Origin of the sequence: Microbacterium azadirachtae, assembly GCF_000956545.1 — a bacterium.
Lineage (GTDB): Bacteria > Actinomycetota > Actinomycetes > Actinomycetales > Microbacteriaceae > Microbacterium > Microbacterium azadirachtae.
Map to the genome: position 1 here is coordinate 96,743 of NZ_JYIT01000078.1, position 16,107 is coordinate 112,849.

Here is a 16,107-nt window from a genome sequence, read left to right on the forward strand (position 1 = left end):
TCTGAAACCGTGCTGCTGAGCGACAGAGACATCCGGGCGGGGCTGGACGCAGGGCGGATCGGGCTGGATCCGCTCGAGCCGAGCATGATCCAGCCGTCGAGCATCGACGTGCGGCTGGACCGCTACTTCCGGCTGTTCGACAACCACAAGTACCCGTTCATCGACCCGGCCGAGGATCAGCCGGAGCTGACCCGCCTCATCGAGGTCGACCCGGACGAGCCGTTCGTGCTGCACCCGGGCGAGTTCGCGCTGGGCGCCACGTTCGAGCAGGTGTCGCTGTCGGACGACATCGCCGCACGCCTGGAGGGCAAGTCCTCGCTCGGTCGCCTCGGGCTCATCACGCACTCGACGGCGGGCTTCATCGACCCGGGGTTCACCGGGCACGTGACGCTCGAGCTCGCGAACGTCGCGACCCTGCCGATCAAGCTGTGGCCGGGCATGAAGATCGGGCAGCTCTGCTTCTTCCAGCTGTCCTCCCCGGCGGAGAACCCGTACGGATCCGGCCCGTACGGCAACCGCTACCAGGGGCAGCGCGGACCCACCGCGTCGCGCTCCTTCCAGAACTTCCACCGCACCGACGTCGGCATCACCGACGCGGGATCCACCGGCGGCTGACATGACCGGCGACGAGACGGACCCGACCGCGGGCGAGCAGCCCGCGGCGGAGGCTCCTGCGGGGTCGGCGCCCAGCGTGTCCGTGCCCGCCGACCCCACCGCGCAGCCGCCCGCCGGCGACACCGAGCTCGCGCCCGCGCCGGTCGAGAGCGAGGGGCTGGCCGACCTGCTCGCCGACCCGGAGATCGCCCCGGCGGACGAGAGCGCGGGTGTTCGTGATCCTTGCGGCGCTGCTTGTCGGCGCGATCGTGCTGATCGCCGTGCTCGTCGCGAACGGCGCGTGGCCGCTGTCCGCGGCTGACGCGCTGATCCCGGCTGTCGCTCCGCTCCTCTGACGGTCGACCGCCGCCGGATCCGACGGGCGACTGCGCGATGTCTGCAGGATCTGGCGACGTCTGTAGGCTGATCCAGCCGGATCCGTCATGCAGGTGTCGCACGGTCTTGCATCCGTCGCGCGGCAGCCGGCCTCGACGGTGGCGCGAACGCGGTCCGGACGATCGGTCGGATCCCCCGGACGCATGATCGGGCGCGCAGCGCGCGCGCACGGAAGGCTGGAAGCATGACCACGACCGCCCCTGTGCCCGTCGCCTCAGGCGTCCGCCCGCAGCCGATGCGCTACGGCGCGCTGCTCGTGATGATGGCGACCAGCTTCCTCCTCGTGACCGCTGAATTCCTGCCCGGCGGACTGCTCACCGACATCGCCACCGAGATCGGCGTGACCCCCGGCCAGGCCGGACAGATGGTGACGGTCACGGCGCTCGCGGGCCTCATCGTCGCCCCGACGATCGGGCTCATGCTGCCGCGGCTGGACCGGCGCTCGCTGCTGGTGTGGATGGCGATCGGCGCGACCGTCTCGAACGTCGTCGTCGCGATCGCCCCGAACCTTCCGCTGCTGCTGCTCGCCCGGGTGCTGCTCGGCGGCGCACTGAGCGGCTTCTGGTCGATGTCGGTCACCGTGGCCGCGCGGATCGCCGGCCCCGAACGGCTCGGTCGCGCCATGATGTTCACCTCCGCCGGAGTGTCGCTCGCGACGGTCGCCGGCGTCCCCCTCGGCGTGCTGCTCAGCCAGGCGCTCGACTGGCGGGGCGTGTTCGCGATCGCCGCGGCCGGGACGGGCCTGCTCGCGGTCGCACTGCGGATCGCCCTGCCGAGTGTGCCCGCCGAGGGCGCCGCGCGCCTGTCGACGCTCGTCGACACGTTCCGGCGCCGGGGCATCGGGCTCGGCATCGTGGGGCACGTGCTCGTGGTGCTCGGGCACTTCCTGGCGTACACGTACATCCGCGTCGCCCTCGAGCGGGTGCACGACGGCGGCGCCCCGATCAACGCGGGGACGATCATCCTGCTGCTCGCGCTCTTCGGGATCGGCGGGTTCATCGGCAACATCGGCATCGGCGTGATCGTCGACCGCAGCTACCGGATCCTCGCCGTGGTCACCCCGTTCGTGATCGCCGCGATGGCGCTCCTGATGAACGCGTTCACCGGATCCCTCTGGGCCATCGGCGTGGTGGTGTTCGTGTGGGGCTTCTTCTTCGCCTCGTGGCTGCTCATCGTGAACACGTGGATCGGGCACCGGATGCCCGACCGGCTCGAGGCCGGCGGGAGCCTCGTGGTGATGGGGTTCCAGGCGGCGATCATGACGGCCGCGGCCGTCGGCGGCGCGCTCGTGGACGGGATCGGCATCACGCAGGTGTACGTGATCGGCGCCGCGGTGCTCGTGGTGGGCGCCGTGCTCTTCGGGCTCTCGGACCGCCTCAGCCGCCGCTGACCGGATCGGCGGGATGCGCCCGAGCGGGATCCCGCTCGGGCGCAGGCTTCTGTCTTCGCGGGCGGGAGCATGCGCCGGGCGTCGGGGCTCAGGCCGTGCGGGCCTCGCGCCATGCCGTGGGGGTCTGGCCGGTGCGGCGGCGGAACGCGCGGCTGAACCCCTCGTCCGAGCTGTAGCCGAGGTCGCGCGAGATCTCGCTGACGAGGCACCCCAGCACGAGCCGGTCCTGCGCGGCGCGGATGCGCACCTCGGTGACATAGCTCGCCGGCGACGTGCCGAAGGCGGCGCGGAACCGCTCCGCGAACACCGTGCGCGACATCGCGCCCACGCTCGCGAGGCCCTCGACGCTCCAGTCCTTGCCCGGTGCGGCGTGGATCGCCTCGATCACCTTCTCCAGGAACGGGTCGCTCGTGCGCGCCGGCCAGCCCGCGGGGGCGCAGCCGTGCGCGGCCCAGGCGCGGATCACCGACGCGAGCACGGTGTTGGCCATCATGCGGCAGATCACGGCGTCGCCGTCGCGGCCGGTGGCCTCGATCGTGGCGGAGTCGAGAGGGAGCGCCGTGAGGTCGAGCCCGACCTGGGAGGCCAGTGCGGCCGCGGCGGGTTCGTGATGCGCGAAGTCGCGCACGAGCGCGACGTCCGGCAGCGCGTTCGCGATGTGTGCGGCGTGCGGCACGAGCGTGAGGGTCGAGACGAGGATCCGGGTTCCCGGATCCGTCTTGACCGACATAGGCACCCGGCCGGGCGTCAGCAGGGCATCGCCCTGGGCGAGCGACATCGGCTTGTCGCCGCAGCGGGTGTGCACCGCGCCGTCGATGACGTAGACGATCGACAGCGCATCGCGGTCGAGAGCGATGGTCTCGGCCGGATCCGGTGCGATGCGCACCTGCCGGCGCAGCCGTACGTCGACCGCGGAGAGCAGGGCCTCGACGGCACCGCCGGTCCGCGTGACCGCACCCGCGACGGCGACATCGGGCGATGCCGGGCCGGGGGCGATGAGCGTCATGTCAGAGAGGAACCGCGTACGCGGGGAGCGTATTCCGGCGGAGACGCCTCCGAAGGCGGCGCGGAAAGAGATCCGGCCCCTGCCGCGGGTGTGCGGACAGGGGCCGGAGGGGTGCTGCGGGTCAGCCGTCGCGACGGCCGTGGTGCAGGTGGATGTGGATGTGCTCGGTCGAGCGGCGGTGATGCCGTCCGCGCGGACCCATGCCGCGCAGGTGCTCGCCGCGCGGGTGCTCGCCGTGCGGGTGCTCGCCGTGCGGGTGCTCGCCGTGCGGGTGCTCGCCGTGGCGGTGCTCGGCGTGCTGCTGCGCGCGGCGCAGCCACTCGCGTCCGAAGCCGGGGTGCTCGGCGAAGCGATCGTGCGCGGGGCGTCCGAAGCGCTCGCCGTGGCCGAAGCCGGCGCCGCGGCCGTGGCCCCCGCCGAAGCCGGCGCCGTGGGGGCGCCCGTGCTCGCGATGACCGCTGCGGCGCCCGTGGTGCCCGCCCCGGCGCGTATCCGGTCGACGGGGAAGGCGCATGCCCTCCTCGAAGCCCAGCCCGCGGGCGAGCTTCTCGAGGGAGGCCGCCAGGGCGGCGAACTCCTCGGGGTCCAGGGCGGCGGCGACTTCGGCGCGGATCTCCTCGACGGCGTTGCCGAGGCGCGCCTTGGCGGCGACGCCCTCGGGGGTGAGGGCCCAGCCGTCGGCCGTGCGCTCGACCCAGCCGAGGTCGGCGAGGTGATGGAGCTTGCGGTCGGGAAGGTCGCGACCGGAGGGGACCGTGCCGTCGACCACGTTGAGGATCCGCCAGTCGCGGCGGGTGATCCCCTCATCCTCGAAGGCGGTGGCGAAGCGGGCGGCCGTCAGTCGGTCGACGGCGGAGATCCAGAAGCCGAACGGGCGGCCCTGGTCGGAGGAGGCGTTCTCGGTGCTGTTCTGAGAGGTGTTCATGGTGGTCCTGTTCTGATCGGGGGATGACCGCGGCGCGGCGCTCAGGCGGCGCCCCGTTTCCTTCATCTGTCGAAGGGGACGGATCCGGTCCGGATGCTTGTCATCATGCATGTACATGCAGTGTGACATGCATTACTGATCCATGTCAAGTCGCATGTAAAATCGGATCGTGTCACAGAACGCCGAAACACCGGATCCCCTCGACGCGATCGTCGCCGCCCTGGGCCTGCTGCGAGGGCGCGGACCGCGCCCGCCGCGGGAGCACGCGCACGGCGGGCGCGGCTTCCACGGGCACGGCGGTCCGCACGGTGAGCACGGTGAGCCGCATGGGGGCCGTCGCGGTGCCGAGCCCTGGGCGGGCGGGCCGTGGGGCGGCGCGCGCGGGGAGGCGCCTGCGCGCGTGCGCATGCTCGAGGCGCTCGCCGCAGGGCCGCTGAGCGTGAGCGCCCTCGGCGAGGCGATCGGGGTGGATCAGCCGCGTGCGTCGCGTCTGGTGCAGCAGGGCGTGGAGCGCGGGTGGCTGCGCCGCGAGGCCGACCCGGACGACGCGCGCCGCACCCGCATCGTGCTGACCGATGAGGGCCGGCGCCTCGGTCGCGGGGTGCGCGGCGACCGACGCGAGGCGCTGCGCCGCGCGATGTCGGCGCTGACCGCCGAGGAGCAGGCCGAGTTCGCCCGGCTGCTCGCCAAGGTGGCCGAGAACTGGCGCTGAGCGCTCCGCCGCGCCCCGAGAGCGGCGCGGCGGTCAGCCCGCGGTGACGGCCCGGGCCGTCACGTCCGCCGCAGTCCGGCTGCCGGTCGGGCGACCGGTCGGCTGTGGGGGTTCGGAGCGGACGAGATCGAGCACCGCGTCGAGCACGGCGTCGGCCTGCAGCACCCGGTTGTGCCCGTAGCCCTCCGTGCGCAGCAGCCGCGAGCGGCCGGCGTGCGCCGCGTGCAGGCGGAGAGCGTCGGCGTCGGGCATCCGGCGATCGCCGCGATCGTGCACCACGAGCAGCTCGGTGCCGTCCGGGAGCGGGTCGCCCACGGCGTCGTACGCGGCGGCGATCCCCGCGGCGTCGAGACCGAAGCGCGCGGCGAAGCGTCGCGCGAACCGGGAGGCGACGGCGGACGAGAGGCCGAGCCCCCGGGAGAACTCGGTGAGGAACGCGGTCGGCGAGGCGGCGCTCGCGATCGCGGCGACGCGCGGAACCGGCGTGCCGGTGCGTGCTGCGGTGAGCGCGGCGAGGCCGCCGAACGAGTGTCCGACGAGCGCGTCGAAGGGCCCGTCCGTCCGACCCAGTTGCTCGGCGAGCTCTACCCAGTCCCGGATGTCGGTTCGCCGGCCGCCGGATCCGCCGTGGGCCGGCGCATCGAAGGCGACGACGCGGAACCCCTCGGCGACGAGCTCGCGCACGAGCGGGGCGAACTGCGACGCGCGCCCCTGCCAGCCGTGCAGCAGTAGTACGGCGCGCTCGCCGTGGCCCCAGCGGTAGACGAGGACGTCCGAGCCGCGGAGCCGGATCCGCTCCTGCCGGGACTCCTCGTGGGTGGCGCGATCGGCGTCGCGCACGGCCATGCGCGGGGCGGTCGAGAAGAACAGTCGCAGGGCGAGTCGCGCCGACAGGTCGGGGGAGACGGCCCCGAGCGTGCGGATGCCGGTGCTGAGGAGCCGGGCGGAAGCGGTCATCGGGATCCCTCCAGACAATAAATACGAACGGTCATACGTAGACTATGCGAACGATCGTTCGTACACTAGGGCCATGTCCGAATCTCTGCTGCACGATCCCGCCACGGCCGCCGCCGCGGACGGACGGCGTCTGCGCGGCGACGCCTCCCGGCGCACCGTGCTGGAGAGCGCCACGGATCTCGCCTCGGTCGACGGGCTCGACGGCCTCACGATCGGGCGGCTGGCGGTGGCCTCCGGGCGCGGCAAGAGCAGCATCGCGACGCTGTTCCAGAGCAAGGAGGGCCTGCAGCTGGCGACGATCGCCGCCGCGAGGGACATCTTCACCGAGCGCATCGTCGAGCGTGCGCGCAGCGAGCCGCGCGGTGTGCGCCGGCTGTCCGCACTGCTGCGCAACGCGCTGGACTACTCCCGCGACCGCGTGTTCACCGGCGGCTGCTTCTTCGCGGCGACCGCGGCCGACGTCGACTCCAAGCCCGGACCGGTGCGCGACGCCGTGCGCGCGGCGCTGGCCGACTGGTACGGCTATATCGAGGCGCAGGCGCGGCACGCGATCTCCGCCTCCGAGCTCGCCGAGGGCACGGATCCCGAGCTGCTCGCCTTCGAGCTGGCGGCACTGAACGAGGCGGCGAACTCGAGGTCGCTGCTCCTGCAGGACGCGCGGCCGTACGAGCTGGCGGCACGCGCGATGCACGAGCGGCTGCGCTCCGCGGGCGCCGCCGCGGACCTGCTGACCGGACTCGTCGTCGACCCGGTCTGCTGACCGTCCGGCGCCGGGTCAGTGCGCGAGGCGCACGCTCTGCCGCGCCTCCTTGACGGGGAGGAGGAGCAGGAGCCCGGCGAGCAGCACGACGACGATCCCGAGGATCCCGAACTTCGTGTTGCCCGTGAGGACGATGAGCACGGTCCAGGCGCCCTGGGCGATCCAGCTCGCCGCGCGACCGGTCGTGGCGTAGAGGCCGAAGACCTCGCCCTCGCGGCCGGCGGGCGTGACGCGGGCCAGGAAGGATCGCCCAGCGGACTGCGCCGGTCCGACGAACGCGCACAGGATCAGCCCGCCGATCCAGTAGGCGATCGGACCGGTGTCGACCAGGGCGAACACGGCGAGGCCGGAGACGATCATGCACGCGAGCGAGATGAGGATCAGCCGCTTCGGCCCCCAGCGGTCGTCGAGGCGCCCGGCGAGGATCGTGGAGACGCCCGCGATGAGGTTCGCGGCGACGCCGAAGATCACGAGCTGGATGAACTCGAACCCGAAGACCGTGCTCGCGATCACCGCCCCGAACGTGAAGACCGCGCTCAGGCCGTCCCGGAACACCGCGCTGGCCACCAGGAACCAGAACGTCGTGCGGGTGCTGGGGGTGCGGTAGAGGCCGATGACGTCCTTGACGAGCAGGACGTAGGAGGCGAAGAAGCCGACCTTGCGCTCCGGGCGTCCGAGCGACGGCTCCGGCACGTTCAGGAAGATCGGGATCGAGAACACGATCGCCCACACCGCGCAGCCCACCGCGATGAGGCGGAAGGGCAGCCCGCCGTCCGCGGAGAGGCCGAACCAGTGGGAGGCGTAGAACACGATCACCAGCACGAGCGCCACGATGCCGCCGAGGTAGCCGAACCCCCAGCCGAGGCCCGAGATGCGCCCCACGGTCTTCGGGCTCGCGATCGAGATGAGCATCGCGTTCGAGTTCACCGAGGCGATCTCGCTGAACACGACGCCGGCCGAGATCAGGGCGACGCCCACCCAGAACAGCGCCGGGGTCGGCGTGACGAACCACAGTCCGAGCATGCAGAGGATGAGGGCGCCGGTGCCGATGCCGAGCCACAGCTTCTGCCGGCCCGCCGCGTCGGCGCGCTGACCGAGCACGGGCGCGAGCAGCAGGATGGCGAGCCCGGCGATCGTGCCGCCGAGTCCCAGACCGCTCGTGAGCTCGGCGATCCCGGCGACGCGGGCCGGATCCGTCTTGTCGAGCTGGGCGATCTCGGGCGGAAGGAACGCGTTCGTGGTGAGGTAGAGGGCCGTGAAGATGAACGTCAGGATCACGGAGTGGAACGGCTGCGTCGCCCAGTCCCAGAGCGCCCAGGAGTAGATCTGCTTCTTCGGGGCCGGCTCGTCGCCGCGCAGGTCGAGGCCCACCACCGCGACAGCCCCGCTGTTCGCGGTGGCCTGGGGCTCGGGATGATCGCCGTTGCTCATGCAGGAAGTCTCGTGCGTGCCGGTGAACGAGAGGTAGCGGCGCGCCGATGCGGAATCCGCCGCGACGGTGCGCGCGGGACCGCGTCGCCGGGTAGCGTCGGGGCATGGTGCAGCCCGTCGTGCTCGTGGAGGGGGAGAGCGATCGCCTCGCCCTCATCGCCGCGGCGCGCGTGCGCGGAGACGACCTGCGCGCCGAGGTGGTCGCACTCGGCGGCATCACGAATCTGCGCGCGTGGCTGGAGCGACGGGATCCGGCGGTGCCCGTGCTCGGGCTCTACGACGCGGCCGAGCTCCGCTACGTCGTCGGCGCCCTGGTCGCCGGCGGCCTGCTGCGCGAGGGCGGGGCGGATCCTGCCGCCGTCGCCCGGTGCGGGTTCTTCGGATGCGAGCGCGACCTCGAGGACGAGGTCATCCGTGCGGCCGGTGCGGAGCGGGTGCGGAAGACGCTGGACGCGCGCGGCGAGCTGGCGCTGTTCCGGGTGTTCCAGGGGCAGCCCGCCCAGCGGGTGCGCTCCGTCGAGGCGCAGCTGCACCGGTTCGCGAGCACGGCGAGCGGGCGCAAGACCGTCTTCGCCGCCGACGTGGTCGCCGCGCTGCCGCCGGACCGCATCCCGGATCCGCTCGCCGCGCTGCTCGACGCGGTCGCGGTCGTCGCTGCGGCGTTGTGAGCGAGGCGGAGACGGTGCGGCTCGGAGCCTGTGTAGTAGTTCTACTAGTTTCGGCGTAGCGTGGTTGCATGGGAACCGTGACGAAGACCGAGCTGAACCAGCAGACCGCGCGGGTGCTCGCGCGGGTCGCGGCCGGTGAGCACATCACCGTCACGGAGCGCGGGCGCGCCATCGCCGAGATCGGTCCGCCGAGGGAGAGCGCCTGGGATCGGCTCGTCGCCGAGGGGAGGATCAGGCCCGCGACCGCATCCGGACCGCTCGATTTCGAACCGATCGACCTGGGCATGACATCGGAGGAGATCATCGAGGACATCCGCGGGGAGCGCTGGTGATCTACCTCGACACCTCTGCGGCGATCAAGGCGATCGTTCCGGAGCAAGGGACCGACGAGATGCGCGACGTCTTCGCCCGAGGGGAGCTGCTGATCGCATCACGGCTGCTCGCGCTCGAGCTCGCGGCCGTCACGCAGCGCCGGCGCGCCGGCGGGAAGGAGGTGGCGCGGCTCCTGGATCGCGTGAATCTGGTGACGCTCGACGACCAGGTGCTCGATCGAGCCATGGAGATCCGCTCGGGCCTGCGCGCCCCCGATGCCCTCCACCTGGCAACGGCGCTCCAGCTCGAGGGCGTGGTCGACTCCATGCTCAGCTTCGACCGCGAGCTCCGGGAACGCGCGCGAGAAGCGGGGATCCCGCCTCACCCTCTGTGCGCCGACGCGGGCTGACCGCAGGCCGAGTCAGGTCAGTGCGCGGTCGCGACGCCGATCGAGTCGTGGATCATGACGGCGGCCACACGGGCCCCGGCCCCCGCCGCGACGATGAGCTGTTGCGGTCCGGGCGAGGCCACGTCGCCCGCCGCGTACAGGCCCGGCACGCTGGTGCGGCCTGCGCGGTCGGCGGCGAGATGGCCGTGCGCGTCGAGGTCGGGGGCGAGCGACGGCAGGAACGACAAGTCGGTCTGCCATTCCGGGCGCACGAAGCCGCCCTCGACGACGTGCTCCGTGCCGTCGGCCAGGCGGATCCCGGTGAGGGCGCCGCGCTCGCCGTGCAGTTCGGCGATCGGGCTGCGCTCGACGGAGATCCCCGCCGCGGCGAGCTCCGCCTCCTCCGCGGCGTCGACGATGTCGGCACCGTTCGTGAAGACCGTGAGCTGCGTCGTCCAGCGGGCGATGAGCCGGGCGCGCGCGGCGAGATCGGGCGTCTCGCCGATGAGGGCGAGGGGGCGGTCCTGCAACTCCCAGGCGTCGCAGGCCGCGCAGCTGAAGAGGGTCACGCCGTAGAAGCCGCGCAGGTTCGGCACCTCGGGCAGCGTCTCGCGCAGGCCCGTCGCGAGCAGCACCCTGTGCGCGCGGACCGTGACCTCCGGCGCACGCCGACCGACCCCTGCGCTGAAATCGGATCCCTCGGCCGCGATCTCGAACACGCGCTCGCGGGTGCGGATCGTGACGTTCGGGTAGGCCGCGAGCTCTTCGCGGGCGATGCGGCGCAGCTCGTGCGGGGGGATCCCGTCGCGGGTGAGGAACCCGTGCGAGATGAGCGTCGCCGCGTTGCGCGGCCGATCCGCGTCGACGACGAGCACCCGGGCGAGGGAGCGGGCGAGGTTCAGCGCGGCGGAGAGGCCGGCCGGGCCCCCGCCGACGACGAGCACGTCGTAGACGTCGTCAGTCATGGCCGTCCGCCTGCGGAGGCAGCGCGGCGACCAGCGGGTGGTCGAACGCGTAGGGGCCGACCTTGGCGGCGCCGCCCGGGGAGCCGATCTCGTCGAAGAACTCGACGTTGGCCTTGTAGTAGTCGCCCCACTCGTCGGGGAGGTCGTCCTCGTAGTAGATGGCCTCGACCGGGCACACCGGCTCGCAGGCGCCGCAGTCCACGCACTCATCCGGGTGGATGTACAAGGAGCGCTCACCCTCGTAGATGCAGTCGACAGGGCACTCGTCGATGCACGCCCTGTCCTTGACGTCCACGCAGGGCAGCGCGATCACATAGGTCATCGGATGCGCGCCCCGGCGTCCGAGAGCGCGGCGCTGCGCGAGATCTCCACCTGATCCTCGCGCGGCACCACCTTGACCCGCTCGCGCACGTGCCGGTGGGCTGCGCCCAGGGCGCGCTCGTGCGCGTCGAGCTCGAGCCACCCGTCCCACGTGGTCACCTCCACCTCGCGCTCGGCGAGCAGCTCGAGGATGTCCGCGGTCTCCACGGGAGCGACCAGACGGCCTGCATCGACATCCTCGAGGAGGTTCGCGATCGTCTCCGTCGCGTCGGACTTGGTGTGTCCGATCAGACCCACGGGGCCGCGCTTGATCCAGCCGGTCGCGTACACGCCCGGGGCGCCGTCCACGCGGCCGCCCTCGTTGGGCACCACACCGCGGCGCTCGTCGAACGGCACCTCGACCACCGGGGATCCGAAGTAGCCGACCGCGCGGTAGACGGCCGTGACCGGGTAGTCGCGGAACACGCCCGTGCCCGAGACCGATCCGTCGGCGTTCGGCGCGGTGCGCTCGAACCGGATCCCCTCCACGCGGTCGGATCCGGTGATCTCCACCGGTGCATGCCAGAAGTGCAGGTGCAGGCGACGAGGGTTGCCCGTCGGCTCCCCGCGGTTCTCCGGGCGGTCGCGCCAGGAGTTCAGCGTGCGGAGCATGATCTTGAGCTGGTTCGTCGACGCGGACGCGGGATCCACTCCGTCGAAGTCGGCGTCGTCGAGGAGGATGTCCACGCCCGCGACCTCTCCGAGCTCGCGCAGCTCGATCGGGGTGAACTTGATGTCGGCGGGCCCGCGGCGGCCGAACACGTGCACGTCGGTGACCGCCGAGGCCTCGAGGCCCTCGAGCACGTTGTCGGGCACCTCGGTGCTGCGGAGGTTCTCGGGCAGCTTCGCGAGGATGCGCGCCACGTCGAGGGCCACGTTGCCGTTTCCGATCACGGCGACCTGCTCGTCGACGAGCGGCCAGGTGCGCGGGACGTCGGGATGCCCGTCGAACCAGGACACGAAGTCAGCAGCGCCGTGGGATCCGGGGAGATCCACGCCCGGGATGCGCAGCGCGGCGTCGCGGATCGCCCCCGTCGCCAGGATCACGGCGTGATAGCGCGCCTGCAACTCGTCGATCGACACGTCGCGACCGACCTCGACGTTGCCGAGGAAGCGGATGACGCGCCGATCGGCGCCCTCCGCGCGCGCGTCGAGCATCTCGTGCAGCGAGTTCACGATGCCCTTGATCCGGGGGTGGTCCGGGGCGACGCCGTAGCGGATCAGGCCATAGGGCGCGGGCAGCGACTCGAACAGATCGATCTCCACGGAGGAGCCGTCCCCGCGGGCGGCGAGGGCGTTCGCGAGGATGTTGCCGGCGTAGATGCCGGCCGGGCCGGCGCCGACGATCGCGACGCGGAGCGGGGCGGAGGGGGCGGGAGCGGTCACGGCTGCAGGGTCTTTCGGTCGAGGGGACGGGGGCGATGAGCGAGCACCGGGGAAACGGGAGGGAGACGGAACGCGGTCTCGAACGAGGTGGCGGGGAACCGCGTTCCGTCGCGGTCGCCTTCGGCGTCCTCGCTCAGCGCGCCGGAAAGGGAGTCGCCCGGCCAGGCGGAGGAGAGGCGCACCACGTCGCCCACGACCACGACGGCGGGATTGCGCACCTGGCGCACGGCGGCGAGGGCGGCGATCGTGGAGAGCGTGCCGATGGTGACGCGCTCGCCGGATCCGTAGCCGTCCTCGACGATCGCGACGGGACAGTCGGCCCCCCGGGCGCCGCGCGCGAGGATGCCGGCGGTGTGCGCGAGGGTGCCGATGCCCATGAGCAGCACGACCGTGTGATCGGATCCGCCGGGCAGCTGCTCGATCGGGTCGTGCGCGCTCGCGACGGTGAAGGCGGTGGCGACGCCTCGGTGGGTGAGCGGGATCCCGGCCACGGCGGGCACCGAGATCGCGCTCGTCACCCCGGGCACGACCCGCACGGCGACGCCCTCGGCCTCGCAGTAGAGCGCCTCTTCGCGACCGCGTCCGAGCACGAACGGATCCCCGCCCTTGAGGCGCACGACCTCGCGACCGGCCCTCGCGTGGCGCACCAGCAGCGCGTTGATCTCGTTCTGCGGCACGGGGTGGTGGCCGGGGGTCTTTCCGACGTCGATCACCTCGGCGGTGAGGACCACGCCCTCGTCCGCGAGCTGGTCCAGCACGGCGCGGGCGCCGAGCCGGTCGGCGACGATCACGTCGGCGTGCTCGAGGGCGCGGAGCCCCCGCAGCGTGAGCAGGCCCGCGTCGCCGGGGCCCGCTCCGACGAGGGTGACGGTTCCGCAGGTCATCGGGCACCTCCGAGCAGGAATCCGCGGCGGCGCAGCACGGCGCGCTCCAGCGGAGCGAACAGCACCAGCTCGATGAGGATGCCGATCGCCAGGATCAGGATGATGGTGGCCAGCACGCCGGGCAGATCCGCGAGCTGTCGGGACTGGTCGAGCATGGTCCCCAGCCCGAAGCCGATCGTCCCGCCGGTCGTGATGATCTCGGCGGCCATGAGCGAGCGCCACGAGAACGCCCATCCCTGCTTGAGCCCGGCGAGATAGCCGGGCAGGGCGGCGGGCAGCACGATCGCGGTGGCGGACTGCCACCGGTTCGCGCCGAGCACCGTGCCCACGCGACGCAGCTGCGGCGGCACCTGGTCGATGCCCGCGAGCAGCCCGTTCACGATCGACGGGATCGCGCCCATCAGGATCACGAAGTACGCGGTCGCATCCGACAGGCCGAACCAGATGATCGCGGCGGGCACCCAGGCCACGCTCGGCAGCACCATGAGCCCGGAGATGAGCGGGCCGGCGGCACGGCGCAGCAGCTTCCACTCGGCCAGAAGCAGGCCGATCGGGGTGCCGATGGCGATCGCGATGAGGAACCCGATGCCGCCGCGCTCGAGGCTCGTGAGCACCGACTCCTGCAGTCGGCCCGCCTGCCAGGCGTCGCCGAGGGCCCCCAGCACCTGGAGCGGGCTGGGCGCCTTGTCGGGGCGCGGCTGGGCGATCACGATGTACGCCTGCCACGCGGCGAGCAGCACCAGCAGCAGGACGACCGGCGGCAGGATCGCCCGCAGACGCTCGCGTCCGCGGGATCCGGATCCGGAGCCGGTCGTCTGCAGGCGATCCAGTCCGGCTTCGAGGCGGGAGAGGTCGTCGTCCGTGCGGCGCCCGGTCTCCGCGCTCGTCGCCGGCGCCGGGGCGGGGCCCGGGGACGCCGCCTCGACGGACCCGGCGACGGGGTCGGTGGTCTCAGTCGGCATTTCGGCGGATCTCCTTCCGCAGCTCGACGGTGATCTCCGCGGCCAGCGCGGACACCTCGGGCGATTCGATCCGGCGGCCGCGGGTGCGGGTCACGCGCCACTCGCGCGCGATGCGGCCGGGACGGCTGCCGAGAAGCACGACGCGCTGGCCGAGGCGGGCCGCCTCGCGGACGTTGTGCGTCACGAACACGATCGTGCGGCCGGTCTCGCGCCAGATGTTCTCCAGCACCTCGTGCAGCAGGTCGCGGGTGATCGCGTCGAGCGCCGCGAAGGGCTCGTCCATCAGCAGCACGGGGCGGTCCTGGGCGAGAGCGCGGGCCAGCGCCACGCGCTGCCGCATCCCGCCCGAGAGCTCGTGCGGGCGCTTGTCCGCCGCATCGGCGAGGTTCACGATCCCGAGCAGGCGCAGCGCCTCGACCCGGCGCTCGGCGCGCGGCACGCCGCGCAGGCGCAGCGCCAGCTCGACGTTGCGGCGCGCGCTCAGCCAGGGCATCAGAGCCGGATCCTGGAACATCACGGCGGCGCCCTCCGCAGGGGCGGTGAGCGTTCCGGCGGACACCGGCTCGAGGCCGGCGATGAGGTTCAGCAGCGTGGACTTGCCGCAGCCGCTCGCGCCGAGCAGGCACACGAACTCCCCGGGGGCGATGTCGAGCGACACGTCGTCCAGCACGACGGGGCCGGAGCCGTACCGCTTGGTGACGTGCGCGAGGCGCACGGCCGGATCCACCGGATCCGACACCGGCGGCACGGGGGAGATCGAGTCGAAGCTCGGCGCGAGCGGTGCGGTCATCGGCTCGTCCCGCGATCCTCAGCACCCGCGCGCGTGGAACACGACGCAGGAGAGTCCGCTGCGCCGAGCGCCGAGAAGGCCTCCGCGTGGCGCGTCTCCGGCGTCGTGTTCTGCGAGCGGGTCATTTCTTCGCACCCAGTCCGCCGTCGCTCACGGCCTTCTCGCCGCGCTCCTTCAGCGCGGCGTTCAGCGCCGTGAGATCGAACAGGCCGTCGATCGAGCCCTTCGTCTGCGTGCCCGCGGTGACGCCGTTCTTGACGAGCGTGGCGAACGCCTTCGCATTCGGATCCGCCGAGAACGACACGTTCGCGAGGGCCTTGCTCAGCACTCCGTCGGCCAGCGGCTTGCCGGTCGCCTTCTGCAGCGCCGTGTTCACGACTCCGCCGACCTCGGTGGGGTTCTTGGCGATCCAGTCGAGGGAGTCGAGGTGGCCGGCCAGAAGCTCCTTCACCGCGTCGGGGTGCTTGTCGGCGAAATCCTTGCTGACCAGCAGGACCGTGGTGGGGAACTTCCCGCCGGGCCAGAGGTCGCGCTCGTCCTGCAGCACGTGCGCCCCGGCCTCGACGACCAGACGCGACGCCCACGGTTCGGGCAGCCAGGCGCCGTCGAGCTGTCCGTTCTTGAACAGCGTCAGGGTCTGCGCGTTCTCGGTCGGGGTGATGGTCACGTCGCCGCCGCCGGAGACGCTGGTCTTGAGGCCCTTCGACGACAGCCAGGTGCGCAGCGCCACGTCCTGCGTGTTGCCGAGCTGCGGGGTGGCCAGCGTCTTGCCCTTGAGGTCGTCCGCGCTGGTGATGCCGTCGCGCACCACGAGCGCCGCGCCCCCGCTGGTGGCTCCCGCGATGATGCGCGCCGAGGCGCCGCCCGACTTGATGAACGTGTTGATCGCCGGGTTCGGGCCGATGTACGCGGCGTCGATCGCGCCGGCGGAGAGCGCCTCGATCGCGGCCGGGCCGGCGTTGAACACCTCGGTCTTCAGCTGGGTGTCGCCGAGCTCCTTCTGCAGGAAGCCCTTCTCCACGCCCACGAGCGCGGGCGCGTGCGTCACGGTGGCGAAGTAGCCCAGCCGCAGCGTGTCGAGCTTGTCCGGCGTGGTCGTCGGGGTCGCCGCCTGGGCGGAGGCGCAGCCGGCGAGCATCGCCATCGCGAGTCCGAGGGTCGTGAGGGCCGTGCCGATTCGGGTCTTGCGATTCACTGTCGCCTCCTTAGGCGGTCTTGGGT

19 protein-coding genes are annotated in these 16,107 nt (G+C 72.6%); 8 read left to right on the forward strand and 11 right to left on the reverse strand.

Annotation, left to right across the window (positions count from 1 at the left end; translation table 11 throughout):
* Nucleotides 1–9: 9 nt before the first annotated feature.
* From dcd to RL72_RS11025, 3 genes are all read left to right on the forward strand, one after another.
* On the forward strand, nucleotides 10–615 hold the full coding sequence (dcd, locus tag RL72_RS11020; protein ID WP_045250878.1) for a dCTP deaminase: 606 nt from the start codon (nucleotides 10–12) through the stop codon (nucleotides 613–615).
* Between the two features lie 209 nt (nucleotides 616–824).
* Nucleotides 825–950 carry a hypothetical protein gene (locus tag RL72_RS20570; RefSeq protein WP_282955663.1) on the forward strand — a complete coding sequence of 42 codons (126 nt, stop codon included), beginning with the start codon at nucleotides 825–827 and terminating at the stop codon, nucleotides 948–950.
* Nucleotides 951–1,174: 224 nt separating this feature from the next.
* On the forward strand, nucleotides 1,175–2,380 hold the full coding sequence (locus RL72_RS11025) for an MFS transporter (protein WP_045250879.1): 1,206 nt from the start codon (nucleotides 1,175–1,177) through the stop codon (nucleotides 2,378–2,380).
* Nucleotides 2,381–2,468: 88 nt separating this feature from the next.
* Here RL72_RS11025 and RL72_RS19215 read toward each other — a convergent pair whose 3' ends face one another.
* Nucleotides 2,469–3,386, reverse strand: coding sequence for a helix-turn-helix transcriptional regulator (locus RL72_RS19215; protein ID WP_082072325.1), 918 nt, complete (start codon nucleotides 3,384–3,386; stop codon nucleotides 2,469–2,471).
* 121 nt (nucleotides 3,387–3,507) lie between these two features.
* A complete protein-coding gene (locus tag RL72_RS19220; protein WP_211256050.1) occupies nucleotides 3,508–4,311 on the reverse strand; it encodes a MarR family winged helix-turn-helix transcriptional regulator in 804 nt (267 codons plus the stop codon).
* A gap of 169 nt (nucleotides 4,312–4,480) precedes the next feature.
* Here RL72_RS19220 and RL72_RS20450 point away from each other — a divergent pair, with 169 nt between their 5' ends.
* Nucleotides 4,481–5,023 (forward strand): MarR family winged helix-turn-helix transcriptional regulator, encoded by a 543-nt coding sequence (locus tag RL72_RS20450; protein WP_248700454.1) that lies wholly within the window; start codon nucleotides 4,481–4,483, stop codon nucleotides 5,021–5,023.
* A gap of 33 nt (nucleotides 5,024–5,056) precedes the next feature.
* On the opposite strand, the gene RL72_RS11045 is transcribed toward RL72_RS20450, so the two are convergent.
* Nucleotides 5,057–5,980 carry an alpha/beta fold hydrolase gene (locus RL72_RS11045; RefSeq protein ID WP_052674330.1) on the reverse strand — a complete coding sequence of 308 codons (924 nt, stop codon included), beginning with the start codon at nucleotides 5,978–5,980 and terminating at the stop codon, nucleotides 5,057–5,059.
* 73 nt (nucleotides 5,981–6,053) lie between these two features.
* Between RL72_RS11045 and RL72_RS11050 the strand changes: the two genes are divergently transcribed.
* Nucleotides 6,054–6,740, forward strand: coding sequence for a TetR/AcrR family transcriptional regulator (locus RL72_RS11050; RefSeq protein WP_045250881.1), 687 nt, complete (start codon nucleotides 6,054–6,056; stop codon nucleotides 6,738–6,740).
* A 15-nt stretch (nucleotides 6,741–6,755) separates the two neighbouring features.
* On the opposite strand, the gene RL72_RS11055 is transcribed toward RL72_RS11050, so the two are convergent.
* Nucleotides 6,756–8,171 (reverse strand): MFS transporter, encoded by a 1,416-nt coding sequence (locus RL72_RS11055; protein ID WP_052674331.1) that lies wholly within the window; start codon nucleotides 8,169–8,171, stop codon nucleotides 6,756–6,758.
* Nucleotides 8,172–8,275: 104 nt separating this feature from the next.
* Between RL72_RS11055 and RL72_RS11060 the strand changes: the two genes are divergently transcribed.
* The 3 genes from RL72_RS11060 to RL72_RS11070 all read left to right on the forward strand — a co-directional run bounded on the left by RL72_RS11060 (nucleotide 8,276) and on the right by RL72_RS11070 (nucleotide 9,560).
* On the forward strand, nucleotides 8,276–8,839 hold the full coding sequence (locus tag RL72_RS11060; protein WP_052674332.1) for a hypothetical protein: 564 nt from the start codon (nucleotides 8,276–8,278) through the stop codon (nucleotides 8,837–8,839).
* A 68-nt stretch (nucleotides 8,840–8,907) separates the two neighbouring features.
* Complete coding sequence (locus tag RL72_RS11065; protein ID WP_045250882.1) at nucleotides 8,908–9,171, forward strand: type II toxin-antitoxin system Phd/YefM family antitoxin; 264 nt, start codon at nucleotides 8,908–8,910, stop codon at nucleotides 9,169–9,171.
* On the forward strand, nucleotides 9,168–9,560 hold the full coding sequence (locus tag RL72_RS11070; RefSeq protein ID WP_045250883.1) for a type II toxin-antitoxin system VapC family toxin: 393 nt from the start codon (nucleotides 9,168–9,170) through the stop codon (nucleotides 9,558–9,560). Before RL72_RS11065 ends, RL72_RS11070 begins: the two co-directional genes overlap by 4 nt.
* A 17-nt stretch (nucleotides 9,561–9,577) precedes the next feature.
* On the opposite strand, the gene RL72_RS11075 is transcribed toward RL72_RS11070, so the two are convergent.
* From RL72_RS11075 to RL72_RS11105, 7 genes are all read right to left on the reverse strand, one after another.
* The gene (locus RL72_RS11075; RefSeq protein ID WP_045250884.1) at nucleotides 9,578–10,504 is read right to left on the reverse strand and encodes an NAD(P)/FAD-dependent oxidoreductase; all 927 of its coding nucleotides are present in this window, start codon (nucleotides 10,502–10,504) and stop codon (nucleotides 9,578–9,580) included.
* Complete coding sequence (fdxA, locus tag RL72_RS11080; protein WP_045250885.1) at nucleotides 10,497–10,826, reverse strand: ferredoxin; 330 nt, start codon at nucleotides 10,824–10,826, stop codon at nucleotides 10,497–10,499. The genes RL72_RS11075 and fdxA overlap by 8 nt, the downstream gene beginning before the upstream one ends.
* Nucleotides 10,823–12,250, reverse strand: coding sequence for an FAD-dependent oxidoreductase (locus RL72_RS11085; RefSeq protein ID WP_045250886.1), 1,428 nt, complete (start codon nucleotides 12,248–12,250; stop codon nucleotides 10,823–10,825). Before RL72_RS11085 ends, fdxA begins: the two co-directional genes overlap by 4 nt.
* Nucleotides 12,247–13,134, reverse strand: coding sequence for a uroporphyrinogen-III C-methyltransferase (cobA, locus tag RL72_RS11090; protein ID WP_082072327.1), 888 nt, complete (start codon nucleotides 13,132–13,134; stop codon nucleotides 12,247–12,249). The genes RL72_RS11085 and cobA overlap by 4 nt, the downstream gene beginning before the upstream one ends.
* Complete coding sequence (locus tag RL72_RS11095) at nucleotides 13,131–14,096, reverse strand: ABC transporter permease (RefSeq protein ID WP_045250887.1); 966 nt, start codon at nucleotides 14,094–14,096, stop codon at nucleotides 13,131–13,133. Before RL72_RS11095 ends, cobA begins: the two co-directional genes overlap by 4 nt.
* On the reverse strand, nucleotides 14,086–14,886 hold the full coding sequence (locus RL72_RS11100; RefSeq protein ID WP_082072328.1) for an ABC transporter ATP-binding protein: 801 nt from the start codon (nucleotides 14,884–14,886) through the stop codon (nucleotides 14,086–14,088). Before RL72_RS11100 ends, RL72_RS11095 begins: the two co-directional genes overlap by 11 nt.
* Nucleotides 14,887–15,007: 121 nt before the next feature.
* Entirely contained in the window at nucleotides 15,008–16,081 is a 1,074-nt protein-coding gene (locus RL72_RS11105; RefSeq protein WP_045250888.1) for an ABC transporter substrate-binding protein, read from the reverse strand.
* Nucleotides 16,082–16,107: the final 26 nt, after the last annotated feature.